General features: G+C 69.9%; 23 protein-coding genes and 1 pseudogene. 10 read left to right on the top strand and 14 right to left on the bottom strand.

Features of this window, described 5'->3' with window-relative positions; translation table 11 throughout:
* The first annotated feature begins 31 nt into the window (after window positions 1-31).
* The 3 genes from SY2F82_RS12185 to SY2F82_RS12175 all read left to right on the top strand — a co-directional run bounded on the left by SY2F82_RS12185 (window position 32) and on the right by SY2F82_RS12175 (window position 1,585).
* Window positions 32-547 carry a MarR family transcriptional regulator gene (locus tag SY2F82_RS12185; RefSeq protein WP_200419428.1) on the top strand — a complete coding sequence of 172 codons (516 nt, stop codon included), beginning with the start codon at window positions 32-34 and terminating at the stop codon, window positions 545-547.
* 197 nt (window positions 548-744) lie between these two features.
* Window positions 745-1,248, top strand: a complete 504-nt coding sequence (locus SY2F82_RS12180) for a sigma factor-like helix-turn-helix DNA-binding protein (RefSeq protein ID WP_200419017.1) — start codon at window positions 745-747, stop codon at window positions 1,246-1,248.
* 88 nt (window positions 1,249-1,336) lie between these two features.
* The gene (locus SY2F82_RS12175; protein WP_200419016.1) at window positions 1,337-1,585 is read left to right on the top strand and encodes a hypothetical protein; all 249 of its coding nucleotides are present in this window, start codon (window positions 1,337-1,339) and stop codon (window positions 1,583-1,585) included.
* Between the two features lie 21 nt (window positions 1,586-1,606).
* Here the strand turns inward: SY2F82_RS12175 and SY2F82_RS12170 are convergent, their stop codons facing one another.
* Window positions 1,607-2,761 carry a cystathionine gamma-synthase gene (locus SY2F82_RS12170; protein ID WP_200419015.1) on the bottom strand — a complete coding sequence of 385 codons (1,155 nt, stop codon included), beginning with the start codon at window positions 2,759-2,761 and terminating at the stop codon, window positions 1,607-1,609.
* A 206-nt stretch (window positions 2,762-2,967) separates the two neighbouring features.
* Between SY2F82_RS12170 and SY2F82_RS12165 the strand changes: the two genes are divergently transcribed.
* From SY2F82_RS12165 to SY2F82_RS12145, 5 genes are all read left to right on the top strand, one after another.
* On the top strand, window positions 2,968-4,086 hold the full coding sequence (locus SY2F82_RS12165; protein ID WP_200419014.1) for a hypothetical protein: 1,119 nt from the start codon (window positions 2,968-2,970) through the stop codon (window positions 4,084-4,086).
* Window positions 4,087-4,334: 248 nt separating this feature from the next.
* Window positions 4,335-5,198 carry an MOSC domain-containing protein gene (locus tag SY2F82_RS12160; protein WP_200419013.1) on the top strand — a complete coding sequence of 288 codons (864 nt, stop codon included), beginning with the start codon at window positions 4,335-4,337 and terminating at the stop codon, window positions 5,196-5,198.
* Between the two features lie 43 nt (window positions 5,199-5,241).
* Window positions 5,242-5,631 carry a group 1 truncated hemoglobin gene (locus SY2F82_RS12155; RefSeq protein WP_200419012.1) on the top strand — a complete coding sequence of 130 codons (390 nt, stop codon included), beginning with the start codon at window positions 5,242-5,244 and terminating at the stop codon, window positions 5,629-5,631.
* A gap of 221 nt (window positions 5,632-5,852) precedes the next feature.
* Complete coding sequence (locus SY2F82_RS12150) at window positions 5,853-6,026, top strand: hypothetical protein (protein WP_200419011.1); 174 nt, start codon at window positions 5,853-5,855, stop codon at window positions 6,024-6,026.
* 139 nt (window positions 6,027-6,165) lie between these two features.
* Entirely contained in the window at window positions 6,166-6,774 is a 609-nt protein-coding gene (locus tag SY2F82_RS12145) for a DUF2637 domain-containing protein (protein WP_236041377.1), read from the top strand.
* 78 nt (window positions 6,775-6,852) lie between these two features.
* Here SY2F82_RS12145 and SY2F82_RS12140 read toward each other — a convergent pair whose 3' ends face one another.
* The 4 genes from SY2F82_RS12140 to SY2F82_RS12125 all read right to left on the bottom strand — a co-directional run bounded on the left by SY2F82_RS12140 (window position 6,853) and on the right by SY2F82_RS12125 (window position 11,028).
* Window positions 6,853-8,442 (bottom strand): S8 family serine peptidase, encoded by a 1,590-nt coding sequence (locus SY2F82_RS12140; protein WP_236041375.1) that lies wholly within the window; start codon window positions 8,440-8,442, stop codon window positions 6,853-6,855.
* A 276-nt stretch (window positions 8,443-8,718) separates the two neighbouring features.
* The gene (locus tag SY2F82_RS12135) at window positions 8,719-9,183 is read right to left on the bottom strand and encodes a hypothetical protein (RefSeq protein WP_200419008.1); all 465 of its coding nucleotides are present in this window, start codon (window positions 9,181-9,183) and stop codon (window positions 8,719-8,721) included.
* A gap of 254 nt (window positions 9,184-9,437) precedes the next feature.
* Window positions 9,438-9,824, bottom strand: a complete 387-nt coding sequence (locus tag SY2F82_RS12130; RefSeq protein WP_200419007.1) for a VOC family protein — start codon at window positions 9,822-9,824, stop codon at window positions 9,438-9,440.
* Window positions 9,825-9,987: 163 nt separating this feature from the next.
* Window positions 9,988-11,028, bottom strand: coding sequence for an NAD(P)-dependent alcohol dehydrogenase (locus SY2F82_RS12125; RefSeq protein ID WP_200419006.1), 1,041 nt, complete (start codon window positions 11,026-11,028; stop codon window positions 9,988-9,990).
* Between the two features lie 168 nt (window positions 11,029-11,196).
* Here SY2F82_RS12125 and SY2F82_RS12120 point away from each other — a divergent pair, with 168 nt between their 5' ends.
* Window positions 11,197-12,120 carry a helix-turn-helix domain-containing protein gene (locus SY2F82_RS12120; RefSeq protein ID WP_200419005.1) on the top strand — a complete coding sequence of 308 codons (924 nt, stop codon included), beginning with the start codon at window positions 11,197-11,199 and terminating at the stop codon, window positions 12,118-12,120.
* A 119-nt stretch (window positions 12,121-12,239) separates the two neighbouring features.
* On the opposite strand, the gene SY2F82_RS12115 is transcribed toward SY2F82_RS12120, so the two are convergent.
* The 4 genes and pseudogenes from SY2F82_RS12115 to SY2F82_RS12100 all read right to left on the bottom strand — a co-directional run bounded on the left by SY2F82_RS12115 (window position 12,240) and on the right by SY2F82_RS12100 (window position 17,868).
* On the bottom strand, window positions 12,240-15,464 hold the full coding sequence (locus tag SY2F82_RS12115; protein ID WP_200419004.1) for a S8 family serine peptidase: 3,225 nt from the start codon (window positions 15,462-15,464) through the stop codon (window positions 12,240-12,242).
* 275 nt (window positions 15,465-15,739) lie between these two features.
* Window positions 15,740-15,835, bottom strand: a pseudogene (locus SY2F82_RS12110) (ABC transporter ATP-binding protein); the annotation flags it as partial.
* A gap of 190 nt (window positions 15,836-16,025) precedes the next feature.
* The gene (locus SY2F82_RS12105) at window positions 16,026-17,276 is read right to left on the bottom strand and encodes an Ig-like domain-containing protein (protein ID WP_236041374.1); all 1,251 of its coding nucleotides are present in this window, start codon (window positions 17,274-17,276) and stop codon (window positions 16,026-16,028) included.
* A gap of 238 nt (window positions 17,277-17,514) precedes the next feature.
* Window positions 17,515-17,868 carry a hypothetical protein gene (locus SY2F82_RS12100; RefSeq protein ID WP_200419002.1) on the bottom strand — a complete coding sequence of 118 codons (354 nt, stop codon included), beginning with the start codon at window positions 17,866-17,868 and terminating at the stop codon, window positions 17,515-17,517.
* A 110-nt stretch (window positions 17,869-17,978) separates the two neighbouring features.
* Here SY2F82_RS12100 and SY2F82_RS12095 point away from each other — a divergent pair, with 110 nt between their 5' ends.
* Entirely contained in the window at window positions 17,979-18,308 is a 330-nt protein-coding gene (locus SY2F82_RS12095; RefSeq protein ID WP_200419001.1) for a hypothetical protein, read from the top strand.
* Window positions 18,309-18,389: 81 nt separating this feature from the next.
* Here the strand turns inward: SY2F82_RS12095 and SY2F82_RS12090 are convergent, their stop codons facing one another.
* The 5 genes from SY2F82_RS12090 to SY2F82_RS12070 form a co-directional block, all read right to left on the bottom strand.
* On the bottom strand, window positions 18,390-20,435 hold the full coding sequence (locus tag SY2F82_RS12090) for an RICIN domain-containing protein (protein WP_200419000.1): 2,046 nt from the start codon (window positions 20,433-20,435) through the stop codon (window positions 18,390-18,392).
* 196 nt (window positions 20,436-20,631) lie between these two features.
* Window positions 20,632-22,155: an alpha-N-arabinofuranosidase gene (locus tag SY2F82_RS12085; RefSeq protein WP_200418999.1), complete on the bottom strand. Its 1,524-nt coding sequence runs from the start codon at window positions 22,153-22,155 to the stop codon at window positions 20,632-20,634.
* 55 nt (window positions 22,156-22,210) lie between these two features.
* On the bottom strand, window positions 22,211-23,110 hold the full coding sequence (locus SY2F82_RS12080) for a carbohydrate ABC transporter permease (protein ID WP_236041366.1): 900 nt from the start codon (window positions 23,108-23,110) through the stop codon (window positions 22,211-22,213).
* Window positions 23,107-24,105: a carbohydrate ABC transporter permease gene (locus tag SY2F82_RS12075; protein WP_236041365.1), complete on the bottom strand. Its 999-nt coding sequence runs from the start codon at window positions 24,103-24,105 to the stop codon at window positions 23,107-23,109. Before SY2F82_RS12075 ends, SY2F82_RS12080 begins: the two co-directional genes overlap by 4 nt.
* Before the next feature lie 93 nt (window positions 24,106-24,198).
* Window positions 24,199-25,593, bottom strand: a complete 1,395-nt coding sequence (locus SY2F82_RS12070; RefSeq protein ID WP_200418998.1) for an ABC transporter substrate-binding protein — start codon at window positions 25,591-25,593, stop codon at window positions 24,199-24,201.
* Window positions 25,594-25,641: the final 48 nt, after the last annotated feature.

Raw genomic sequence — 25,641 nt, 5'->3', positions numbered from 1 at the left:
TGAGCCCCCGGCGATGCCCACAACACCTGAGATGTCGATGGACATGACCGACATGAGCACTGTCGGTGACACCGGTCTTCTGGACACGCTGCAGCACGAGGTCGCGGTGTTCGCGCGCCGTGCCGAGCAGACGCGGCTCGGCGGGGTCGGGCAGGTGCGCAACTCCATGGACCGTGCCGCGTACCTGCTGCTCAACCGCTTGGACAAGGAAGGCCCCATGGGCGTCAAGGCGCTCGCCGCGAGCATGGGCATCGACTCCTCGACGGTCACCCGGCAGGTCGCCCCGCTGGTCGACACCGGTCTCGTCAAGCGCACCTCGCACCCGGAGGACGGTCGCGCGGTGGTGCTCCAGCTGTCCCCGCGCGGGCTGTCCCGGCTCGAGGAGGTACGTTCCTCCAGACGCCAACTCATGGCCGAACTGACGCACGACTGGGCGCCGGAGGAACGTGAGACGTTCACCGCGCTCCTGACCCGCTTCAATGTCGCCCTCTCCGCCCGGCAGGGCACGCAGGGTGTCGCAGGACCGGAGTCCCAGCCGGCGTCCTGAGCCTCGCACGCGTACGCCGTGACGCCGACACACGCGCGTGCGGGTGCTCCAAGGCTCTTGACCCGGGGGGCGCCGCCGGTCTCCCATGAGAGCGGGTCCCTGTCGTCCGTACGCCGTCCGGTGTGCCGCACGCCCTCGACGCCGTACGTACGCGACGGGTCCCGTCCCCTCACGGTCACCCTCACGCGGGAGGCGCGGTGCGAGAACGGCATGCGTCCCACGGTGCCCGCCGGACCCGGGAGTTCCAGGCGTTCGTCGCGGGCGCTGCCGGGCGGCTGCTGCACGCCGCGACCCTGCTCACCGCGGAGGCCCCCGACGACAACCCGCGCGCACGGCGCCTGCTGACGCTGGCCCTCGCCCAGACGTACGCCTCCTGGGACCGGCTGCGTGGTGAGGACCCCTACGCCCGGGCACGCCAGCACCTGGCCACCCGCTTCGCGCGCGAGGCGTGGCACCAGTACGGGGCGATCGGCCGGCACCGGCCGGCCCCGGGCAGCCCGCTGGTGAACCTGACGCCGCAGGAGCGGCTGATCCTCGTCCTGAGGATGTACGAGGGGGTCGCCGAGGAACAGACGGCGGCGCTGCTCGGCCTGCCCGTCGAGCGGGTCCGGGCCATCTGCGCCCGGGCGATGGCGACACTGCTGCATCCCCCGGCCAGGACGGCGCCGGCGAGGACGGCACCGGAGGTGGCGCCGTCGTGACCGTGCCGTACGCGGACGTGCGCGGCCCCCGGCCCGCCGCGCACCGCCGAAGTGCCCTTGGCGGGCCGTGCGCCCGAGGAGGTGCCCGGTGAACGTGTCCGAACGGGAGGCGACCGTGCGGCGGATGCTGGAGCGGACACCGCCTCCGGTGCCGCCGGACCTGTACGGGGACGTGGTGCGGCGCGGCAGCCGCCTGCTGCGCCGCCGCACGGTGGCCCTCCGTGTGCTCTGGCTGGCCCTGGTGGCCGCGGCGCTCGCCTTCACCGTATGGGCGTCGGTCGCCCGCCCCTGGGTGGAGCCGCCGTCGACGACGACTCCACCGATCAGCGACTGGTGAGGCCGGGGATCAGGCGGTGCCTCAGCCGAGGGCCTGCTTCAGGTCCTCCAGGAGGTCGTCGACGTTCTCGATGCCCACGGAGAGGCGGACCAGGTCGGCGGGGACCTCGAGGGCCGAGCCGGCCGCGGACGCGTGCGTCATGCGCCCTGGGTGCTCGATCAGGGACTCCACACCGCCGAGCGACTCGCCGAGGGTGAACACCTTGGCCCGGTTGCAGACCTCGACGGCCGCCTCCTCGCCGCCCTCCACCCGGAAGGACACCATGCCGCCGAACGCCTTCATCTGCTTCGCCGCGACCTCGTGACCGGGGTGCTCCGGCAGGCCCGGGTACAGGACGCGCTTCACGCGCGGGTGCCCGCTGAGCATGTCGGCGACCTTGGTGGCGTTCTCGCTGTGCCGGTCCATGCGCACCGCGAGCGTCTTCGTGCCGCGCAGCACCAGCCAGGAGTCGAACGGGCCGGCGACCGCGCCCATCGCGTTCTGGTGGTACGCCAGCTGCTCGCCGAGCTCCTGGTCGTTCACGATCAGTGCCCCGCCGACGACGTCGGAGTGGCCGCCCATGTACTTGGTCAGGGAGTGCACGACGACGTCCGCGCCGAGCGCGAGCGGCTGCTGGAGGTAGGGGGTGGCGAACGTGTTGTCGACGACGAGCCGGGCGCCCGCGTCACGGGCGATCTGAGCGACGGCGGCGATGTCGGTGATGCCGAGCAGAGGGTTGGAGGGGGTCTCCACCCACACGACCTTCGTCCTCGGGGTGAGGGCGGCCCGCACGGCGGCCGGATCGCTGGTGTCGGCGACCGACCACTCGACGCCCCACCGGGAGACGACCTTGGCGAACAGGCGGAACGTACCGCCGTAGGCGTCGTTCGGGATCACCACGTGGTCGCCCGGGGCGAGCAGCGTACGCAGCAGGCAGTCCTCGGCCGCCAGTCCGGACGCGAACGCGAGGCCTCGCCGGCCGCCCTCCAGGGCGGCGAGGTTCTCCTCCAGGGCGGTGCGGGTGGGGTTGGCGCTGCGGCTGTACTCGTAACCGCCGCGCAGCCCGCCGACGCCGTCCTGCTTGTAGGTGGAGACCTGGTAGATCGGCGGGACGACCGCGCCCGTGAGGGGGTCGGCGGTGTTCCCCGCGTGAATCGCGAGGGTCTCGAAGTGCTGACTGATGTGCCTGTCGCTCATGGGTTCCGAGGGTAGTGCGCCGACGGCCCGGACGCGGGATCGCGAGGCCGGGCGCCCCGGAACGGGGCCGCCGCAGCTGGGAACCGTGCCCTCCGCAGCCGGGATCGGGGGCGGCCCGCACCCGGAACGGGCCCGGCGGCGGGGTTTTCCACAGGCGTGGCGACCAGGATGGCCAAGTGTCGGACCGGTCTGGTTCGCTTGGGCCCATGGTGATTCTTTGGGTCCTGATGGCACTGGCCCTGTTCAGCGTGGTCCTGTTCCCCGTCCTCATGCGCCGGCGAGCGGGCATCCAACAGGTCTCGCCGGGCGACCCGGACGCCGCGGACCCGGCGAACTACGGGTTCGTGCGCCAGGAGGAGCTGGACGTCCGCATGCCGGGCCCCGACGAGGACCTGCTGGACGTCCTGGACGTGGTGCAGCGCACGCAGGACCACCGAGCGGCCGCCCAGCTCCTGGCCGGTACGGAGGCGGAGGGCGAGACGCGCTGGCAGCGCGTGCAGGCCTTCGCGGGGGCAGCGTCCCTGGAGCTGCAGCAGCGGCCCGGCGGGGTGAGCGAGACGCCGGGCGGACAGTGGCTGCGGGTGTGGCGGGCCGAGGCGCCCAAGGACGCGGGGGGCGCGGCGGTGCACGCGGAGTTCCTGGTGCAGCAGGCGTGGCGCACGTCGACGCCGGGGACGGAGGAGTTCCGCATCATCATGGAGGAGGCCAGGTCGGCGTGCGGGGAGGCGGCGCTGCTGGCCCCCGGCGACCCGGTCCCCTACATCGTCGAGCTGTCCGTGGCCCGCGGCCTTGCCTACCCGCAGCCCGAGTTCGAACAGCTGTGGCTGAAGATCCTCGACCGGGCGCCCACCCACATGGGGGCGCACCTGGCGGCGCTGCACTACTGGTGCGAGAAGTGGCACGGCTCGCGGGAGCTGGCGTACTCCTTCGCGGAGGCGGCCGCGGCCCGCGCCCCGCAGGGTTCGCTTCTCGCGGCCATGCCCCTGTTCGCGGTCTTCGAGCACCTTCCCGAGGTGAACCTGGTCAGCAGCTTCTACCGGAGCGAGGTCGTGACGAAGGCCGTCCACGGCGCGCTGCACGCGGTGCACTCGGCCCGCCCCGACGACCCGATGCTGGCGCACGTCCGCCATCTGCTGGTGTTCTTCCTGGTCCGCAGCGAGCGCTGGGCGGAGGCGATGGCCCAGCTCGTCCACATCGACGGCCACGTGGGCGCGCTGCCCTGGACCCTGACCGCCGATCCGGCGGCGGACTACGCGGTGTACCGGGCGCTGGCGGTGGCCGGGTACGAGGCGAACGGGGGGAGCCCGGCGACGCTGCCGCACTGACGCGATGACGATCGGACGGCAGTTCCTGCCCGCCGGCAGCGCCACAGCGGGCCACCATGCCTGTGGCCGTCCCAGGGGGCGTCGTGACCGACGGGCGTCTGCGGCGCCGGAAGCCGGCCCCGATCATCACCGGCACAGCCCACTGCCGTGTTCCGCAGTCCGTTTGACAGGAGGACGGCGAGGTTTTCCGCTGGAAGGGGGGCTGATCCGACGTGCCTGGCTCGTGCACTCACCCGAGGGAGGCCGTCATGCAGACGGACCCGTCGCACTCGCTCTCGCGTTCGGCGCATGCGGGGGGTGCCTCGGTTGTCGGACTGTGGCGCTACCCGGTGAAGTCGATGCTGGGAGAGGAGCTGAACGCCTCCGGCGTCACGGAGCACGGGCTCGTCGGGGATCGGCGATTCGCCGTCGTCGACAAAGCGACGGGAAAGGTCGCGGGCGCCAAGAACCCACGCAAGTGGGGTAACTTCTTCGATTTTCGCGCTGCCTATGTCGAGCCTCCGCAGGTGGAATCGACGCTCCCTGCCGTCCGTCTGACCCTGCCCGATGGAACGGCCGTGACGAGCGATCATCCCCTCCTGACGCAGATCCTCTCCGAAGCGCTCGGCCGGGAGGTCGTGCTTGCGCAGACGCGAGGCGAAGACGGGTTTCCGGGCGCGACGGCCGAGGAGTACTGGCCCGATATGGCGGGTCTCGATCACCGGGACACCGTGACCGAGTGGGAAATGCCGGCGGGGACCTTTTTCGACATCGCGGTCGTCCACCTGGTGACGACGGCGACGATCGATCGGCTGCGCGCGCTGTATCCCGACGGACGCTTCGAGGTTCGGCGGTTCCGGCCGAACATCGTCGTGGCAACCGGCCCGGACGAGCAGGGCTTCGTGGAGAACGACTGGGTCGGTCATGCGCTGGCGATCGGCGACGAGGTCCGCTTGCAGGTCACCGGCCCCTGCTCCCGCTGCGTCATGATCACGCTGCCGCAGGGGGACCTGCCGCAGGACGCCGGCATCCTGCGCACGGCAGCGCAGCACAACCAGGTGAATGTGGGGGTCTACGCCGATGTGATCGCGGGCGGCACGATCCGGCGCGGCGATGCCGTCACGCTGGCGTGATCGGACGCGAGGCACCGCGCATACGGAGGAGGCGGAAGGGGAAATGCAGCCAACCTCGCTCTACGAGCGCCTCGGCGGGATATACAGCATTGCCACCGTCGTCGACGATTTCATCGATCGGATCATGGTCGACGACCGCCTGAACGCGAATCCTCGCGTCGACGAGGCGCACCACCGCGTACTGCCTCCAGGGTTCAAGTACCTGGTGACGGAAATGGTCGGCGAAGCGACCGGGGGGCCGCAGCGGTACACGGGGCGCGCGATGGAGGACTCCCATCGCGACATGTTGATCACCGGGGCCGAGTGGGTGGCCTTCATGGACGACCTCAACCGGACACTCGACAAGTTCGAGGTACCGCAGCAGGAACGGTCGGAGTTGCTCGCCATCGTCGAGAGCCTCCGGGACGCCATCGTCACCGAACCGGCGCCCTGACACAGGGGGCCGCGACCATCACACGGCAGGGGGGCGTTTCCCGGGACGGCTCACCCCGACGCCTCACGCACCGTGAAATCATATTCAATGAAATACCGCTGCACGGATAGTGAGAAATACAGGGGCCGGGTACTGTCATCTGACTGGCGAAACGATTCTCCGTCGATTCATTCCCCCAAATGCCGGATACCTGGGCGCCCGGTGGCGCTCGTTAGGTGATCGTGACTTGGAACGAACCGGAAGATCAGATCCCCGTCGGAAGTGGCGCCGGCTGGCACGAGTCGGCCGGCGGTGACGTGCGCCTCAAGGGCTGTTCCGACCTTCTTGAAGACTTCCTCAAGAAGATCAGCGACATGGAGAGCGAATACCTGCGCGCTCTGGACGGAGCATCCTGATACAGAGCTCGGAGGAACTTCGAGAATGGACAGGCTTCAAGGCGAGCCAAGCCTCTACGACATTCAGTTCGCCCTGAGATCCGATCATGATGTGCTCGGCCAGCACTCTTATCATGTCGATCCCCTTGAGACGCATCCCGTGTGGAGCGCCCCCGGCCCGGACATCGCGCCGAACGGCTGGGACCCCGACGAAGAGCTGGCCCAGATGCTCTCCACCGTGTCGGCCGTGGACCCCGCTCCGCCCTCGCTGGACGGCCAGCACCGCCACCGGATCGACCGGCGGCGCCCCCGGCCGGCCCACCACATGCTTGACGGCGGTCAGCGGCTCAGCCCCGTCACGCTCCTGGTCGCCACGATCGCCGCGTGCGCGGTGGCGATGCTGGGCTGGTCCACCGCCTACTCCTACAACCAGCTGCGCGAGATCGCCGCCACGGTCCTGCCGGCGCCGCTCGCCCAGTGGTGGCCGCTGACGGTGTACGGACCGTGGTTCGTGGCCGCGCTGTCCATCCTTCGGGCGGCCTTCCAGCACCGCACCGCCCGGCGGTCCTGGTGCGTCATCCTGATCGCCTCCGCGACGGCAGTGGCCCTGTGCATCAGCCACTCCTCGTACTCCGTGCTCTCGATGGTGATCGTCGGGATTCCGCCGATCACCGCCCTGGTGTGCTTCCGGGAGCTCGTCGGCCAGGTGTCGTGCAAGTACCGCCCCCGGCACGCCGCCCCCGGCAAGGAGCCGACCGGCGGCGGCTGATCCAGGACTCCGCGCGAACGACACACACGGATCGGCACCCGCCCCGAGCGAGCGGGTGCCGATCCGTGTGGTGCGTTGTCATCCCGCCATGGACGGGGCGTACGGCGACAGGGCCGGAGCGAGCTGCACTCCGGGGGCCAGGCCGAGGGCCACCAGGGCGTCGGGCAGGCCGCGTCCGACGCGAGTGGCCTCCAGCGTTCCCGGGGCGGCCAGTTGGCGGCAGCTCCCGGCGATGATCTCGAACAGGTGCTGCACCCGGCCGGGGCCACGCGGCAGCAACTGGCCGTGGAAGTCCTCGTGATGGGCGAGAACGAGGGCGGCGAGGCCGGCGACATGGGCCGAGGCGGTGCCGGTACCGTCCAGGGCCGTGTAGCCGCCGCGCGGGGCGCACGACAGGACCGCCACTCCGGGGGCGGCCGCGTCCACCCCGGGGCCGTAGCAGCTGAACGGCGCGGCGAACAGCCCTTCGGGGGTCAACTGCGGCCCGACGTGCGTCGCTTGAGAGGTGTCCTGCGGGTACGAGCCGAAGACCCCCAGCGCGCCGACGGTGAACACGGTGGGCAGCGAGCCCGGGAAGCCGACCGGGCCGCCGGTGTCGCCCGCGGGTGCGACGCAGGCGATGCCCGCCGCGTAGGCGTCGGCGAGTTTGCGGGAGACCAGCGCCGAAGGGTACGGCGCGGCCACCGCGATATGGGCGACGTCGACCTCGCGCTCGATGCAGTGGTCCAGAGCGGCGATCAGGTCGCTGAAGTGCCCGCCCGGCAGCACCTGGCAGACCTCGATCTCGGCGTCGACGGCGATGCCGATGATCCCCTTGCCGGTGTCCGCGCCGGCGATGATGCCCGCCGCATGGGTGCCGGTGCCCAGGGTGTCGTGGGCCCAGCCGTCGTCGGTGCCGCGGACGAGATCGACACCGGAGCGCACGCGTTGCCGCAAATCGGGGTGCTCGGTGCTGACGCCCGAACCGATGACCGCGACCCGGATGCCGAAGGCGCGGAACGTGGGCGGCAGCCGGTCCAGGCGCATGGCCTGCTGGCCCCAGCCGTACTGCTGCCGCTGCTCCAGCTCCGGGTAGACCTGGGCCAGCGGGGTGAGGGTGACCAGGTTCTCCTGTGTGGCCGACAGGTCGGGCCGGTGGATCCAGCGGTCGGCGTAACCGCCCGCGGGGCGGACGTAGAGGGACTGGACGGTCTCCGCGGTCTCGGTCGCCAGGGTGAGGGTGACCGTCCCGTCGGCCGCGGTGACGCCCTGGCTCGGCCAGGTCGCCCCGATCAGGAACACCCCCGCGCCCGCCAGCGGTTCGCCCTCCTGGCCGCACACGCGCAGCGAGATCTCCGCGGGCTCCTCCAGCGGCATCACCAGCCCCGGATCGCGCAGCGGCAGCACGCCCGCGGTCGGCGCGGCGGCGGGTCCGGTTCCGGACAGCGGCAGATCCGGTTCGATGTGCACATGCAGCGACCGCATGGCCGGCACCTGGGCCTCGGCCGCCTCGACGACCGCGATCTCCGGGCATGAGGGGTGCATTCCGGCCGACTTCAGCTTCTCCGGCGACCGGAGTCTGCGGGTCACCGTCACCTCGGGCATACGCTCCAGCCGGTCGCACAGGGCGTCCATGCCGAGTTCGGCGACTCCCGGCGGGAGAAGACTCTGCGGCAGGGGTGTCACCATGTACCGGGCCCGGCGCGGCTGCACCGTGATCGGTGACGGGCCGCTCTTTCTGTGTGGCCCCGTCTCCTTGCCATCGGGTCTCATCCCACCGGAAACCGCTCCCTCGGACCCGCTCTCCCGGTTGTTTCCGGGTCTTTCCTTGACCATTGCGTCCACCTTCACCACGCCTGCGTCGTTCGTCTGCTCCTGATCCGGTGACGGGCGGCCGCGCTTCCACAGTGATGCGGTGTGCCCGGGAACCGCTCCTGGGCACACCGCATCGCGCGCCGCCGGACGTCAGCCGATACCGAAGGGCATCTGGCCGAAGCCGAAGCCGGGCTGCTGGTACTGCTGCTGGTAGGGCTGGCCGAACTGCTGGCCGCCCGCCCCGCCGGGGCCCCACGGCTGCATGCCCTGCTGGCCCTGCATGCCCTGCTGGCTCTGCTGGACCAGCGTCAGGATCGCGATCGGCAGCGCCTGCTGCACGGACTGCTCCACCGCGTGCCGCACGCCCTGGCGCAGCGTCGTGTGCAGCGCGATGGCCAGGTACGGGTGCGCCTGGTGGGCCATGCCCTGCTGCTGGAGCTGCTGCTGGACCTGCTGGATCTGCTGCAGCGTCTGCTGCATGCGCTGCGCGATCTGCTGGCTCGCCTGCTGACAGGCCTGCTGGATGGTCTGCTGGACGACCTGCGCGATCGGCTGCTGGCCGAACTGCTGCTGGCCGAACTGCTGCAGGGGCTGGGTACCGGTCATCACCGACATGAATGCTCCGTTCGATGGCACCAGGGGTGAAAGCCGACATAGAGAACCTATGCGGACTTTGTCGGAAGATCCCGACGCCCTGAAGCTAAGGTGGCGCACTCACGATCGCAATCCGATGACCCTCTCGACCGACAGTGCGGTGGGACCGGTTCGGCGACGCGCCCGGTGCGCGCCACGCCCCGCAGCGCAAGGCCGGCGCGGCCGGGACGGGGCTTGGGCCCGGCCGCCCGCTCGCACCTCCAACCGGATGAACCTCAGTCCCCGCCGCTCCCGTACGGCCTGGTCAGAATCTCCATGTTGTGACCGTTCGGGTCGTCGAAGTACGCGCCCCGGCCGCCGTCGTTGTGGTTGATCTCGCCGGGGCGGTGGTGGTAAGGGTCCGCCCAGTACCTCAGGCCCCTGTCCCGGATACGGGCGAAGATCACGTCGAAGTCGTCCTCGGAGACCAGGAACGCGTAGTGCTGCGGAGTGATCGAGCCGGTGGTCTCCATGTAGTCCAGCGTCACGCCGTTGGGGATCTCCACCGGGGTGAACGGGCCGAACGGCGGCGCCACCTTCAGCCCCAGCAGATCGGCGAGGAAACGGGCGGACGCCTCCTTGTCGTGTGCGGCGACGATCGTGTGGTTGAGCTCCACGGACATGGTCGGGCCTCCTGTCCCCCGGTTGCCGGAACCACTTTCCAGGCTAGGAGAGCGGGAGGGGGCGGCACATCGGTCTTCGGGCCCACGCCGCTGCGACCTTCGACCGACAACGCGCGTGAGGCGGCCACAGGGGCCGCCTCACGTGGTGCTGTCGGGTGGATTCTCAGATGGTGGCCGTGTCGATCACGAACCGGTACCGGACGTCGCTGCTCAGCACCCGCTCATAGGCCTCGTTGATCTCGGAGGCGCTGATCAGCTCGATCTCGGCACCGATGCCGTGCCCCGCGCAGAAGTCCAGCATCTCCTGCGTCTCGCGGATGCCGCCGATCATGGAGCCCGCGAGGGTCTTGCGGCCGCCGATCACCGAGAACAGGTTGAGGGAGATCGGCTCCTCGGGGGCGCCCACGTTCACCAGCGCGCCGTCGACCTTCAGCAGCGACAGCAGCGCGCCGAAGTCCATCGGCGCCGAGACGGTCGAGACGATCAGGTCGAAGGTGCCCTGCAGCTCCTCGAAGGTCTTCGGGTCGCTGGTGGCGTAGTAGTGGTCGGCGCCCAGCTTCAGCCCGTCGTCCTTCTTGCGCAGGGACTGCGAGAGCACGGTCACCTCGGCGCCCATCGCGTGCGCGATCTTGACGGCCATGTGGCCGAGGCCGCCGAGGCCGACGACGGCGACCTTCTTGCCGGGGCCCGCGTTCCAGTGGGCGAGCGGCGAGTACGTGGTGATGCCCGCGCACAGCAGCGGGGCGGCCACATCGAGGGAGAGGCCGTCCGGGATGCGTACGACGTAGTTCTCGTCCACGACGATCTTCTCGGAGTAGCCGCCGTAGGTGGGCTCGCCGTCCTTGTCCAGGGCGTTGTACGTACCGACCATGCCCTTGAGGCAGTACTGCTCCTCGCCGCGCAGGCAGTTCTCGCACTCGCGGCAGGAGTCGACCATGCAGCCGACGCCCACACGGTCTCCGACCTTGAACTTGGTCACGCCGGGGCCGACCTCGGAGACGACGCCCGCGATCTCGTGGCCCGGAACCATCGGGAAGATCGCCTCGCCCCAGCCCTCACGGGCCTGGTGGATGTCCGAGTGGCAGATACCGGCGAACTTGATGTCGATCAGGACGTCGAACTCGCGGACCTCGCGGCGCTCGATGGTGGTGCGCTCGAGCGGGGCCTTCGCGGCGGGTGCGGCGTATGCGGCAACGGTGGTCATGCGGAGTTTCTCCTAATGGGGTCGCGCGCCCGGCTGCCTTCCACCGGGCACGGCATCCAGCCTGCTGGACGGCAGCGGAGTCACCCAGACCACGGTTCTGCCTACGACCAGCGGTCCTACCACTGGCGAGGTCAGGCTCCAGGTCGTGCGACCGGGAATACTGGACGTATGGATGAACAGCTCGAGTCCCTGCCGGAGCCCGCAGCGGGAGCCGGCCAGGCCCTGGACCGGCGCGCCGAGCTCAGCGAGTTCCTGCGCACCCGCCGGGCCAGGCTCAAGCCGGAGGACGTGGGGCTGCCGGACTTCGGCCGCCACCGCAGGGTGCCCGGGCTCAGGCGCGAGGAGCTGGCGCAGCTGGCAGGCGTGTCCGTGGCGTACTACACGCGTCTGGAGCAGGGCAACGGACGGAACGTGTCCGCGGAGGTGCTCGACGCGATCGCCCGCGCGCTGCGGCTGACCGACGCCGAGCATGCGCATCTGACGCACCTCGCCAAGCCGAAGGCCCACAAGAAGAAGCCGGCGGCCAGGACGCAGCAGGTGCGGGCGGCGCTCAGGCAGCTGCTGGACTCCTTCGACGGGGTCCCGGCGTACATCGTCGGGCGGCATGCGGACGTCCTGGCGTGGAACCGGATGGCCGCGGCCGTCTTCGGGGACTGGGCTCAGCTGCCGCCGCAGGAGCGGAACTGGGCGCGGATGACGTTCCTCAAGTCCGAGTACCAGGACCTGTTCGTGGACTGGGAGCAGAAGGCCATCGACATCGTGTGCCAGCTGCGCTACCAGGCGGGGTGTCACCCGGACGATCCGCGGCTGTCGGCACTGGTCGGGGAGCTGTCGGTGAAGAGCGAGGAGTTCCGGCGGCTGTGGGCGACGCACGACGTCAAGGAGAAGAGCCACGGGCTGAAGCGGTTGCGGCATCCGCTGGTGGGCGACCTCGCGCTGCACTTCGAGTCGTTCCGGGTGCCGGACGACGGTGAGCTGGCGCTGGTGACGTACCACGCCGAGCCGGGCTCGGCATCGGCGGAGGCGCTGCGGCTGCTGGCGAGCTGGGGCGCGGACGCCACCCGCGCGGGCACGACCGCGCCGCACGCCTGACGGGCTCGACTCGACCGCGTCGCACCCTCACGGCCGGCGGGCAGGACCGCATCGCACGACGGCCCACCGGAGGCATCGCTTCCGGTGGGCCGTCCGCCGTCTGTCCGCCGACTATCGGCTCACTTGGCGTAGAACGCGTTGTAGATGGAGATCGTCGACTTGTTGCCCTTCTTGTCGGCGATCTTGGCGTGGAACGACAGGCCCTGGCCCTTGGCCGGGTTCTTGTAGGTGATCCTGCCGTTCTCGACCGTCAGCCTGGTCCAGGTCCTGCCGTAGTCGTACGACACCCACACCGAGAGCGACTGGAGGTTGCGGCCCGCGGCCGCGCCCTGGACGGTGACCGGGATCGTGACCTTCTTGCCGGCCTCCACACGGCTGTCCGGACCGGTGGTCGCGCCGAAGCGGACGGTCGAGGCGGGCAGCTGGGCGCTGTCCGCCTTCCTGGACTTGAACGTCCAGCTCGCGTCGATGCGGGTGGACGCCGCCGCGACCTTCACACTGCGGATGACCGACGTCGTCAGCGTGTACGTGGCCTCGGCGGAGGGAACCGCGAAGGGCTTCACGCCGAACAGCGGATCGTCGTTCGTGCCGACCTTGGTGCCGCCCCGGTACAGCGTCGTCTTCACCGACATGAACTCGGAGGATCCGGCGTGCCCCTGCCCGTCCGCGAACAGCGGCAGATACCCGTAGATCTCGTTGCCGACCCGGAAGAGGCCGTAGTCGGAGTTGATCACCGGACCGAAGACCGCGGTGTTGAGGGTCTTGGTGTAGGTCCTGCCGCCGGTGAGGAGCTGCGGGTCGCCCAGCGTGTAGTACGCCTCCGGGACCGGGAAGCCGTCCGCGTCCTTCTTGCCGCCGTACTGCGAGAAGTCGAACGTCCACTGCGCCTTGTCACCCGTGGACACGTAGAACGTGCGCGTGCCGCGCAGGTTCTGCTCGACGGGGATGTTGGAGCCGATGTCGGCCGGTGTCTCGGCGTAGGCGCCGACCGCGCCGGTCTTGCCGCTGCTCGCGGCACCGAGGTTCAGCTTCAGCGTGGCCAGTTCGTCCGCCTTGTAGTGGCGTACGTGCGCGCCCTGAAGCTGCTTGACCGCGGAGCCGGTGAACACGTCGTACTCGGCCGTGCCGCCCTTGGCCCACTGGCCGAACCAGGACTGGGAGAGACCGGAGGGGACCGCCGGGCCGACCTGCGCCAGGCGGATGTCCGCGAACGACGGAGCGGACAGGGACAGACCGGTGCCCGCCGGGTCGTAGACGTACGAGACCGTCGCGGACAGCGGCTTGGCCGACGGGTCCGGGACCGTGATGTCGGCGGACCTGGTCTTGTCGAGGTCCAGGGTGATGGCGGTGTCCCTGGTGACGCTCACCTTGGGCTGGACCAGCCAGTCGACGCCGCCCTCGATCGAGGTCGGGTCCTTCACGGAGAGGGAGTCCAGCAGGTACGTGCCCTTGGGCACACGGATCTTGACGGTCGTCGCGGAGCTCTGGGAGAAGTACTCCTTGCCCGCGTCGGCGCCCGAGGCCGCGACCAGGTCGCTGAGGTGGACGGGAGTCTGTCCGTCACGGCCCACGTACTTCAGGGTGACGTCGTACGACTCCGCCTCGCGCTCCACGGCCGCGGCCGTGCGCACGCTCTGGCCGCCGCCCGTCGCCGTCACATACGCCGAGTACGCGCCGTCGACGGTGCCGCCCAGCTTGCTGTCGACGGCCACCGGGACCGACGCCGTGCCGCCCGCCGGGACGGTGACCGTCTTCGTGCCGAGCGTGAAGAATCCCGAAGGAGCCGCCTGGCCCTTGGGGTTGGTGGCCGTCAGCGACAGCGTGAGGGTGACGGCGGCCTTGCCGGTGTTGCGGTACGTCAGCTCCTTGGTGACCGGCGTGTCGTCGGTGTGCGGCCACTGCGCGATGCCGAAGCTCAGGGACGACGGTTCGGCGAGCACGGTCTGTCTGATCGCCTTGTCCACGGCTATGCGGCCCGAACCCTGCTGGAACGGCGTGTAGTTGCCGCCCTTGGCGGAGCCCGTCAGCGCCGACTTCAGCTCGGCGAACGTCCAGTCGGGGTGCTCCTGCTTGAGGAGGGCGGCGGCGCCCGCCACGTGCGGGGTCGCCATCGACGTACCGGAGATGGTCAGGTACCCGGCCGGGTTCTCGCCGACCTCCTCGTCGATGAGGCTGCCCGGAGCCGCGGCGGCGGTGATGTCCACACCGGGCGCGGTCACATCGGGCTTGATCGCACCGTCGAGGCCGGGGCCACGGCTGGAGAAGTCCGCCAGCCTGTCCTTGTCGTCGACCGCGCCGACCGTGAGCGCGTCGGTCGCGCTGCCCGGGGAGCCGATGGTCCTCTCGCCGCTCTCGCCCTCGTTGCCCGCGGCGATGGCGAACAGGACGCCCTTCTGCTCGGAGAGCTTGTTCACCTCTGCCTCGAGCGGGTCGATGTCGGGCGTGTCGGCGCCGCCCAGGCTGAGGTTGACGATGTCGGCGCCCTGCTGGGCGGCCCACTCCATGCCCGCGAGGATGCCGGAGTCGTCGCCGTAGCCGTCGTCGTCGAGGACCTTGCCGCTGAGGATCTTGGCGCCGGGCGCGACGCCCTTGTACTTGCCGTGCGACTTCGCGCCGGTGCCGGCCACGATGGACGCCACGTGCGTGCCGTGGCCGACCTTGTCGGCGGTGGTGGCGGAGGTGGAGAAGTTCTCGGCCTCGATCACCTGGCCCTTGAGGTCCGGGTGGTCGGCGTAGACGCCCGTGTCCAGCACGGCGACCTTGACGCCCTTTCCGGTGTAGCCGGCGGCCCAGGCCGTCGGGGCGCCGATCTGCGGCACGGACTTGTCGAGGCTCGCCTTGCGGACGCCGTCGAGCCAGACGTGCGCGATGCCGGAGGCGGTGGCGTCGCCGTCGGTGACGGCCTTCCACAGCTCGGCCGCGTCCCGCTGGGGCGTGAGGACCGCGTCGGCGTTCAGGGACGTCAGGGTCCGGCGGAGCGTGCCCGCCTCGCGGACGTCGGCCTTCGCGGTACGGGCGGCGCCCTTGTAGCCGACGATGACCTTCAGGCCGTTCTTCTGGTCCGCGCGGGTCCGCGACGAGTTGAGCTCGGTGACGTCGAACAGGCGCCGGTCGATCTTCCCCTCGGCGATCAGTGCGGCCGCGTCGGTCGGCACCACGTAGGTGTGTCCGGCGGCCTTGCGGACCTGAACCGGAACGGTTTCGCGGCCCTTCGCCCGCTCCAGGCCCACGACACGGCCCTTGGCGTCGACGACGACGCGGTCACCGGTGATGAGAGTGATCCGGTGCTGGGCCGTCAGGCCGTGGGCCGCGGGGGCGGGCTTCGCCGACGCCGGGCTGGTCATGCCCGCCGCCAACGCGACGGCGGCCGCCGTTGCGACGGTCGCCGCGCATGCTCTTTTCACTTGTCTGCGCAAGACTCCCCCTGGAGACGAGGTGCCGGGCGAATCCCCGTTCACCCGGCCGGGGGTGGTCTCGTGCATGCACACGTCATCCCCCGGATCACGCAGTATGCCGGGGGGTGATCAACGCCTCAATACGGGGGCCCTGACGACTTGCACCGTCCGGGCGTCCACGAGACGACCTGCCGAAGGGCCTGCCGAAGGGCCTACGGAACGGCCTACGGCGCGGCGTTCTCCTTGACGGTGATCCTGCCCTTGCGGATGGTCGCGAGCCGCGGGGCCTTCTTCGCGATCGACGAGTCGTCGATGACCACGGGCATGCGAGTTCGGTTTTCCCGGCTCCGCCAGCGGGTCTGCAGGCGCTGCGCACCCCGGAGAGCGGACACGGCAAAGAACACTGTGGCCGCGCGGAAACCGGCTGGCGCAACGCCGAGGCGCCCGCAGCCCTGTCGGGGGCTGCGGGCGCCTTCGATACGTACGGGCGGGGTCCCGCCGGCGCCGGTGTCAGACGGCCGAACCCGCCTTCCACTGGGCCCAGCTCATGTTCCAGCCGTTGAGGCCGTTGTCCGGGGCGACCGTCTTGTCGCCGGTGTTCTGGACGACCACCACGTCACCGATCAGCGAGTGGTTGTAGAACCACGCGGCCGGCGTGCTCGGGTCGTTCGCGCCCTTCTTGTCCTGCAGGCCGACACAGCCGTGGCTGGTGTTGACGTTGCCGAAGACGGACGGGGCACCCCAGTAGTTGCCGTGGATGAAGGTGCCCGACGTGGTCAGGCGCATGGCGTGCGGCACGTCCTTGATGTCGTACTCGCCCTTGCCGTCGGAGTCGGTGAAGCCGACCGTCGCGCCGTTCATCCGGGTCTGGGTGAACTTCTCCGAGATCACCATCCGACCCTCGTAGGTCGTGTGATCCGGCGCGCCCGCGGAGATCGGTATGGTCTTGACGACCGTGCCGTCCTGCGTCACCTTCATCTGCTTGGTCTTCGCGTCGACGTACGAGACCTGGTTGCGGCCGATCTTGAAGGTGACCGTCTTCTGCTGCACGCCGTATATGCCGCTCGCGCCCTCGACACCGTCGAGGTTCAGCTTCATCGTGACGGTGGAGCCCTCCTTCCAGTACTGCTCGGGACGGAAGTCGAGCCGGTTGGCGCCGAACCAGTGGCCGACGACCTCCTGCCCGCTGCTGGAGGTGACGGTGATCCCCTTCTGCACGGCGGCCTTGTTGGTGATCGCCTTGTCGAAGTTGATCGAGACGGGCATGCCCACGCCGACGGTCGAGCCGTTGTCCGGTGTGAAGTTGCCTATGAAGGAGTGCGCCGGGGCGACGGTCGTGAAGGAGGCGTTCTCGTGGGCGTCGCGGCCCGCGGAGTCCTTGGCCGTCACGGCGATCTTGTACGTCGTGGCCCGCTCGAGCTGGGTGGTCGGCGCCCAGCTCGTCTTGTCGGCGGACATCTGCCCGGCGACGGCGGTGCCGGACGCGGTGGTCATGGTGACCTCGGTGAGCGTGCCCTTGGCGACCGTGACCTTGGCGGCGTTGTTGATGGAGGCGTTGTCGGAACCGTCCGCCGGCGTGATCTTGATCTGTGCCTCGGAGGACTTCTTGGCGGCCGCCTCGTCGACCGAGGCCTGCGAGTCCTTGTCGTCCCCGCCGCCACTCGCCGCCGAGTTGCCTCCGCTGCACGCGGAGAGCACCAGCACTCCGCCGAGCAGTGCGGACGCGGCCATCAGGCCCTTGCGCCGCTTACTGTCCGTCATCACACGCTTCTCCATGGTTGCCGAATCCCCAAAACCCCGTTGAGTCCCCCGCAGGAACCCTCAACGCTACGACCGGTTCGTCCGGTTCCACATCTGTGGCCGGTGTGGGGCACACCACGCCGGCCCGACGGGTGCCCGAGGAGTCCCGGTGCCATGCGGGACACCGGGGAACGCCTTGTGAGACGACGGTGCCCCGGGCGCCGGTTGCCGCCCGGGGTCACCATTTTCCCAAGACATGTCAGCCGAGTCGGACCCCCTCGTCGTCCTCGTCGCCCCCCGGCTCATCATCCTCTCCCAGCGCCCAGTCCGGCGAATCGGGGTCGTAGTCGACGCTCTCGCTGCTCCAGGAGGCCTGGGCGAGTTCGACGCCCGGTACCTCGCCCAACAGGACGGACGGCTCGACGAGATACGCGACGGCCTCGGCCGTGTCCTCCGTCACCGCGCTCTCCGTGTAGGCGCGCTCACCCTCGGGCATGTCCGGGTCGTCCGCGATCCGGCGCAGGGCGGCCTTGGCGACGGCGTCGGCATCGTCGATCTCGACGACCAGTTCCACACGAAGGCGGACATACCGTGATGTCTCAGAAGTGCTCATGGCGCGCAGCGTACGGCCCGGAGAGCCCGCGACTTTCCCACGACCCGCGCCTTTCACTAGCATCGCTCCACACGGCCAATTCGTAAGCGCCCCAGGGGGATCGGAATTTCGTGTCCGCCGCACGTCGATCGTCGTCCACCGCCCGCCGGACGTTGCTGACCGCCACCGCCGCGGGGACCCTGCTGGGTGCCCTGTGGTTCGTGCCGTCCGCGAACGCGACCCAGAACACACCGGAGAGTCCGCGGATCGCGACCTCGACGACCACCGACCAGACGATGACGGACACGACGGGCCTGACGGGCGCGACGGCCCACACACAACTGGCCGACACCGGCAGCGTGGACACGACGCCGTACGTCATCGGGGGGACGCTGTTCCTGGGCCTGGGAGCGGGTTTCGTGACGTATTCGGTACGACGGGAACGCACCCAGGGCTACTGACTCCCACCGTCCCGGGAAGCCGGAAACCGGCGCACCGGTGGCCGTGGGCCGCCCGTCGCGCCGGTTCCCCGCTCGGTGGGATCAGTTGACCCGTACGAGCTGCCAGAGCTGGTTGTTCCCCCCGTTGTCGCTCCACTGGATGACCGACGCGCCGTTGGCCGTCGAGGCTCCGGAGACGTCGGCCAGTAGTCCGCTGCCGGCGTTGACCAGCTTGTAGAAGCCACCGCCCGCAGCCGTCAGCGTCCACTTCTGGGAACCCGCGCCGGACGACGCGCTCTGGACCAGTGAGGTACCGGTCGAGGTGGAGCCGTTCTGCACGTCGAGGTAGAGGCCGCTGTGGACGTTCCTGAGCGTCCACGCGCCGCCGCTCGCCGTGAAGGTCCACAACTGGCAGTCACAGGCCGTGTTCTGCCACTGGTCGAGCGCCGTGCCCGCGGTGGTCGAGGCGCTCGGCACCTCCAGGTACTTGCCGCTGTTCTTGTTGACCAGGACGTACTGGCCGGTCGACAGCGTGGGCAGGGCCGTCTGGTCGAGCGTCCACCGCTGGCAGGCGCAGCCGGTGTTGTCCCACTGCCCCGCCGCGGTGCCGACGGTGGTGGAGGCGCTGGGGATCTCCAGGTACTTGCCGCTGTTGCGGTTGACGGCCGTGAAGCCGCCCGCCGGGCTCGGGGCGACGGCCCACTCGTGGTCGAGGGTGCCGTTGTCGTCCCACTGCAGGACCGCGGCGCCGTTGGCGGTGGAGGCGTTCTGCACGCCCAGCACCTTGCCGCTGGCCACGTTGAAGATCTTGAAATAGCCGGACGTCTGCTGGACGAAGCGCCACTGCTGGTCGGTGGCGTTGTCGGCGTTCTGCTGGGTGGCGTTGACACCGTTGGTGGTGGAGCCGCCCACAATGGTCAGCATCAGGTGGCTGTTGGCGTTGGAGGCGGTGTACGTGGCGCCGTTCGAGATGCCGCCGCCCAGGTCGATGGTGCCGTAGGTGACGGGGTTGAGCCCCGTACTCGTCAGGTGGCCACCGCTGAAGATCTCCAGGCTGTGGCCGTCGGCCAGCGGGACCATGCCGCGGCTGTAGCCGCCGGGGGTGTTGGACGCGATGCGCGTCCAGGTGCCCGCCGCGCCGTTCTGCGTGTTCAGGAAGATGTCGGTGCTGCTGTTGGCGCTGACCGCCAGGGTGCCGTTGGAGCCGCCGGTGGGCAGCCAGACGATGTACGGGGAGCTGGTGGGGACGTAGCCGTCGGTGGTCTTCAGCGCGACGCCGGTGGCGGACCCGAACGCCTCCGGGTTCGAGGAGATCTTGTAGTACACCGCGAAGCCGCCCTCATGCGCGCCCCAGTACTCGTACGTCATCACGTAGTTGCCGTTGGGGAGCTTGGCGATCGTCGGCATGCCCGGGCGGTCGCTGTACGTGGAGGTGGCGACGTCGTTGACGACCGGCCCCCAGGTGATGCCGTCCGTGGTGACCTGGTGCACGATCTTCTGGCCGTGGTCGGGGTCGCGCTGGTCGGAGTAGTAGACGATCAGCTTGGAGCCCGAGACCATCAGGAACGGCTCCCAGACGGGGGTCTGGCCGTTGGTCGGGTCCGCCTTGCCGCCGGTGGCGATGGTGCTGACGAACGACCAGGTGCTGCCGTGGTCCGTGCTCGCGTACAGGTCGAGCTCGGTCGTCGACAGGTCGCTCGGGATGGAGTTGCCCGCGGCCAGGATCGTGCCGGCCGGGAAGCCGCCGATGGCGGTCGGCAGCTCGTACAGGAACGGCTGGTAGCGCATGCCGTAGCCGTTGTGCGTATCGCTGATGCCGGAGATCCGGGTCCAGCTGGTGCCGTTGTCGGTGCTGCGGTAGATCGGGAAGACGGGGGTGCCGGAGGAGTACTGCTCGAACGTGGCGAGCAGCGTGCCGTTGGACGACCCGCTGTACTGCAGGCGCACGGCCCGCGGATACAGCGAGCCCGGGGAGGGAGTGCCCGACGGCGGGGTGTACATGGTCTGCGAGGCCCGCGAGACGGCATGGGCCTTGCCCGGTGCGGGCAGGACGAGGGCGGTGGCCGCTGCGAGCAGCGCGAGCAGCAGCGTGATGACGTGGGGACGTGGAACGGCGCGGTGTCTGGCGCCTTCCCTGTCGGTGGACATGTGCGGCTCCCTTGTGCTTGGGGGCAGGGAAGGTGTGCATGTGGTGCATGAGACCCCGCCGCCACCGAGGACTGTGCGGTGACGGCGGGGGGCCGGTGGGGTGACGGCGAGGGGCCGGTGGGGTGACAGGCGGCGGAGATGTCGTCCCCGCCGCCACCGAGGCCGGTGAGTGGTGACGGCGGGGGCCGGTGGGGCGTCAGCCGGCGGTGGGGCGCAGCCGGATGACGTTCCAGGAGACGGGCGGCAGGCTCACGGTGAGGCGGCCGTCGGTGACCGCGCCGGTGTCCGCGCCGCGCGGCCGGACCCTCTCGGGGTCGTGCACGGTGTTGGTCGCGCGCAGGTCCGGGTCGGCGAGGACGGAGTGCTCCACCGGCGCGTAGCCGGGGAAGGCCCTCAGGTCCAGGGCGAGTTCCACGTCCTCGGTCTGGTGCCGGTTGACCGCGAAGACGGTGAGTTCGTCGGCACCCTCCGCCTCGGACACATGGGTGGCGACGGCGTCCAGGACGGGAACCGCGCCGAACCGTGCCGTCTCGTACACGGGGGCGACCGGCTCCACCCGCAGGACTGTGCCGCGCGCGTGGCGGGCCGCCTGGGCGAACGGGTGAAACGTCGTCTGCCGCCAGCTGGGGCCGCCGGGCTCGCTGCGGATGGGAGCGATGACGTTGACGAGCTGGGCGAGGCAGGCGGCCGTGACGCGGTCGCTGTGCCGGAGGAGGCTGATCAGCAGGCCGCCGACCACGACGGCGTCGGCGACGTTGTACTCGTCCTCGATCACGCGCGGGGCCACGGCCCAGTCGGCGGGCTTGCCCTGCGCCTCGAAGCGGCTGTTGTACCAGACGTTCCACTCGTCGAAGGAGAGGTTGATCCGCTTCTTGCGGCGCAGCTTGGCCCGGATGTGGTCGGCGGTGGCGACCACCGACTCCACGAAGCCGTCCATGTCGACGGCGGAGGCGAGGAAGCTGCCGAGGTCGCCGTCGAGTTCCTCGTAGTAGGCGTGGCAGGAGATGTAGTCGACCTGGTCGTACGCCTCCTCCAGCACGGTCGCCTCCCAGGCGCCGAACGTCGGCATCGAGGAGCTGGAGCTGCCGCACGCGACCAGTTCGAGGTCCGGGTCGATCATCCGCATGGCGCGACCCGTCTCGGCGGCCAGGCGGCCGTACTCGGCGGCGGTCTTGTGGCCGGTCTGCCAGGGGCCGTCCATCTCGTTGCCCAGGCACCACATGCGGATGCCGAAGGGGTCCTGGGCGCCGTTCTTGATCCGCTGGTCGGACCAGGTGGTGCCGCCGGGGTGGTTGGCGTACTCCAGCAGGTCGAGGGCCTCCTGGACGCCCCGGGTGCCGAGGTTGAGGGCCATCATCGGCTCGACGCCGGCCTTGCGGGCCCAGGTGGCGAATTCGTGCAGTCCGAAGGCGTTGGTTTCGGTGCTGTGCCAGGCGAGGTCCAGACGGGTGGGCCGGTCGGCGACCGGGCCGACGCTGTCCTCCCAGCGGAAGCCGGAGACGAAGTTGCCGCCGGGATAGCGGACGGTGGTCACGCCCAGCTCGCGCACCAGCTCCAGAACGTCACGGCGCAGTCCGTCCTCGTCGGCCTGCGGATGGCCGGGTTCGTAGATGCCGGTGTACACACAGCGGCCCATGTGCTCCACGAACGAGCCGAAGGTACGGGGATTGACGTCGGCGACGCGGAAGGCGGGGTCGACGGTCAGGGAAGCGTGCAGCATGGAAGGTCGCTCCGGGGGGTGCGCGGGATGGCCGGGAGAGGAGGTCGGGCAGGGATCACTTGAGGCTTCCGACGGTCAGACCGCCGCGCCAGTACCGCTGCAGCAGCAGGAAGGCGATGACCAGCGGCAGGATCGCCACCAGCGAGCCGACGACGACCAGGCTGAACAGCGCGTTGGCGCCGCTCTGCACCATCGCTCCCTGGTACCAGGACGTGAGGCCCACGGTGAGCGGGAACAGCTTGTCGTTGTTGAGCATGACCAGCGGCAGGAAGAAGTTGTTCCAGGTGCCGACCATGGAGAACAGCAGCACGGTGACCAAGGCGGGCCTCAGCGTCGGCAGGGCCACCGACAGCAGGACGCGCATCTCCCCGGCGCCGTCGACGCGGGCGGCCTCCAGCAGTTCGTCGGGCAGCGACTCCTGCACGTACACCCGCACCAGGTAGACGCCGAACGGGTTGAGCAGCGAGGGCAGGATGACCGCCCACATCGTGTTGGTCAGCTCCACCTTGCTCAACAGCAGATAGGTGGGGATGGCCAGCGCGGTCGCGGGCACCATGATGGCGCCGAGCAGGCTCGAGAAGAGCAGGTTCCGGCCGGGGAAGCGGTACTTGGCGAAGGCGTAGCCCGCGAGGGTCGCCACGGCGGTGGCGCCGACCCCGCTGACGCCCGCGTAGATCGCGGTGTTGCCGAGCCAGCGCAGGTACTCGCCGTCGTCGTACGTGAACAGCTGCTGGAGGTTGGTGAAGAAGGAACCGGGCGAGCGGAACCACAGGGCGGCGGTGGTGAACAGCGCGTCGTTGTTCTTGGTGGAGGCCACCAGCAGCCACCAGAACGGCAGCAGGAAGTAGAGGATCATCGCCACCATCACCACGTTGACGGTGACGCGCCCCTTGGCGGCGGTGGGGCGCCGGCGGGGGGCCGGGACGGCGACGGCAGTGGCAGCGGCGGTCGTCACTTCAGTCCGCTCCTTCGGCGCGTGAGGAAGAGGAAGATGTAGGAACCGATGAAGACCACCGCTCCGAGGGCGAAGGAGATGGCGGCGGAGTAGTTGAACTCGGAGTACTGGAACGCGAGGTTGTAGGCGTACAGGTTCGGCGTGTAGTCCGGAGTGATCACCGAGCGGGCGGTCGGCTGCAGGACCCGTGGCTCGGTGAAGAACTGAAGGGTGCCGATGATGGTGAACATCAGCGTGAGCACCAGCGCCGAGGAGATCATCGGGACCTTGATGCGCAGCGCCGTCTGGATCTGGCTCGCTCCGTCGATGCGCGCCGCCTCGTAGACCTCGCGGGGCAGGCCCTGGAGTGCCGCGTAGAGGACGATCATGTTGTAGCCGGTCCACTGCCAGGTCACGACGTTGCCGAGCGACGTCAGCATCAGGTTGTGCGAGAGCAGGTTGACCGATCCGAGCCCCAGGGCGTTGCTGATGGAGTTCACCGGGCCGAACGTCGGGCTGTACAGGAAGCCCCACATCAGGGCGCCGATCACCGCGGGCACGGCGTACGGCATGAACAGCGTCATCCGGAAGACCTTGGCGAGCCTGCTGGTGACCTCGTCGATGATCAGCGCGCCGACCAGGGCGAGGGCGAGCATGACCGGGATCTGCACCAGGCCGAAGAACACCACGCGGCGCACGCCGGACAGGAACTGCGGGTCGGTGAAGGCCTGCTTGTAGTTGGCGAACCAGCTGAAGTGGTCGCCTCCCACCAGCGTCGAGGTCCTCAGGCTCAGCCAGAAGGCATAGCAGAGCGGGGCGATGAGGAAGGCGAGGAACAGCAGCGTGAACGGGGTGACCAGCAGCAGGCCCATGCCGCGGTGCCGGGTCCGGGCCTTCAGCCGCCCGGACCGCGGGCCGGCACCGCGTCCGGCCGGGACATCACGGCCCTTGGCGGCCGCCGCTGCCGAGGGCGCGGCCGCGGCGGCCGCCGGTGACCCCTGTCGGAGCAGGCTCATCAGATCTCCTTGAGCGTTGGGGCAGGGCCCCCGCCGCCGGTGAGGAGGCACAGCGGTCGGCGGGGGCGGTAGGCGGGGCGAGACCCTGGAGGGTTACTGGCTGACCTTGAATCCCTGCTTGGACGCGTAACCCGCCACCTGCTGCTGGATGTTGTCCGCCACGGACGACCAGGGGGTCTGGCCCTGGAGGGCCTTGCCGACCTCACTGGTCTGCGTGTTGTAGGCGTAGTCCTGGAACGGGCTCCAGTCGAAGGTGCCGATGTTGTTCGCCGCGGGCCCGAAGATCTTGTTGACCTGCTGGCCGCCGAAGAAGTCGTACTTCTTGTCCTGGAAGTACGAGCCGTTCAGGATCGGGGTGGCGAGCGGGAACAGGTACGCCTGGTCGATGCCGATCTTCCAGGCGGCCTCGGAGGTGCCGAACAGCTCCCGGGCGACCTCGGTGGCCTGCTTGGGGTTCTTGGTCTGGCTGGTGACCGCGAAGGTCGAACCGCCCCAGTCGCCCTGGGCGTTGCCGCCCGCCGTCCACTGCGGCAGCGGGGCGGCGCGCCACAGGCCTCCCGTCTTCTTGGCCACGCTCTGCAGGTAGCCGGGGCCCCAGCCGGCGGCCAGGTAGGTGGCGTACTTGCCGCTGCTGAGCCCGTTGTAGAAGTCGGTGGTGGCGTACGACGCGGTGTCGACCAGCTTGTTCTTCACCAGGTCGCCCCAGTAGTCGTACACCTTCTTGGCGCCGTCGTCGTTCATCTTGACGCCGATGTTCGGCAGCTTGCTCGCCGAGTAGGTGTACGGGCGGGAGCCGGCCTGCCACATCAGGCCCTGCAGCCAGCCCGCCGCCGACTCGTCGCTGCCGAAGTCGGTCATGTACGCCTTCGGGTCGGCGGCGTGCAGCTTGGCCGCCTCCTGCTTGTACTCGTCCCAGGTGGTGGGGACCTTCAGCTTGTACTTCTTGAAGATGTCCTCGCGGTACAGCATCGCCATCGGGCCGCCGTCCACGGGGACGGCGTAGACGTGGTCGCCGTCGGAGACCTGGTTCCAGGCCCAGGGAACGTAGTTCTTCTTGTCGTCGTTCGCGCCGTACTTGCCGATGTCCAGCAGGCCCTTGGTGAGCTGGATCGTGGGCAGCTCCTGGAACTCCAGCATCACGACGTCCGGGGCGCCCTGACCGGCCTTCAGCGCCGTCTTCAGCTTGGTGTACTCGTCCTGGCCGACGCCTGCCTGCACCCAGTCGACCTGGACGTCCTTGTGGGTCTTGTTGAACTGGTCCACGACCTGCTTGAAGTCCGGGTACCAGGCCCACACCTTGATGTGCACCGGGCCGCCGCCCGCCGCGCCGGAGCCGCTGCCGCCGCCCGAGCCGCCGGAACCGCAGGCCGCGACGAGCACGCCGGCGAGGGCGGCGGACGCCGCCACGAACGCCCCGCGGAGGAGGCGGGGCTGTCGGCGGGCCACGCGACGGGAGCCGCCTATCGGATGCTGTCTGCTGGTGGACATGCGCATTCTCCTGAGTGAGGTGCCTGGGAGCGGAGGCTGAGGCCGGGG

It is taken from the genome of Streptomyces sp. Y2F8-2 (assembly GCF_014905555.1).
GTDB classification, from domain to species: domain Bacteria; phylum Actinomycetota; class Actinomycetes; order Streptomycetales; family Streptomycetaceae; genus Streptomyces; species Streptomyces cynarae.
Note: the sequence above shows the minus strand (reverse complement) of the source record. Positions and strands in the feature narration are given on the sequence as shown.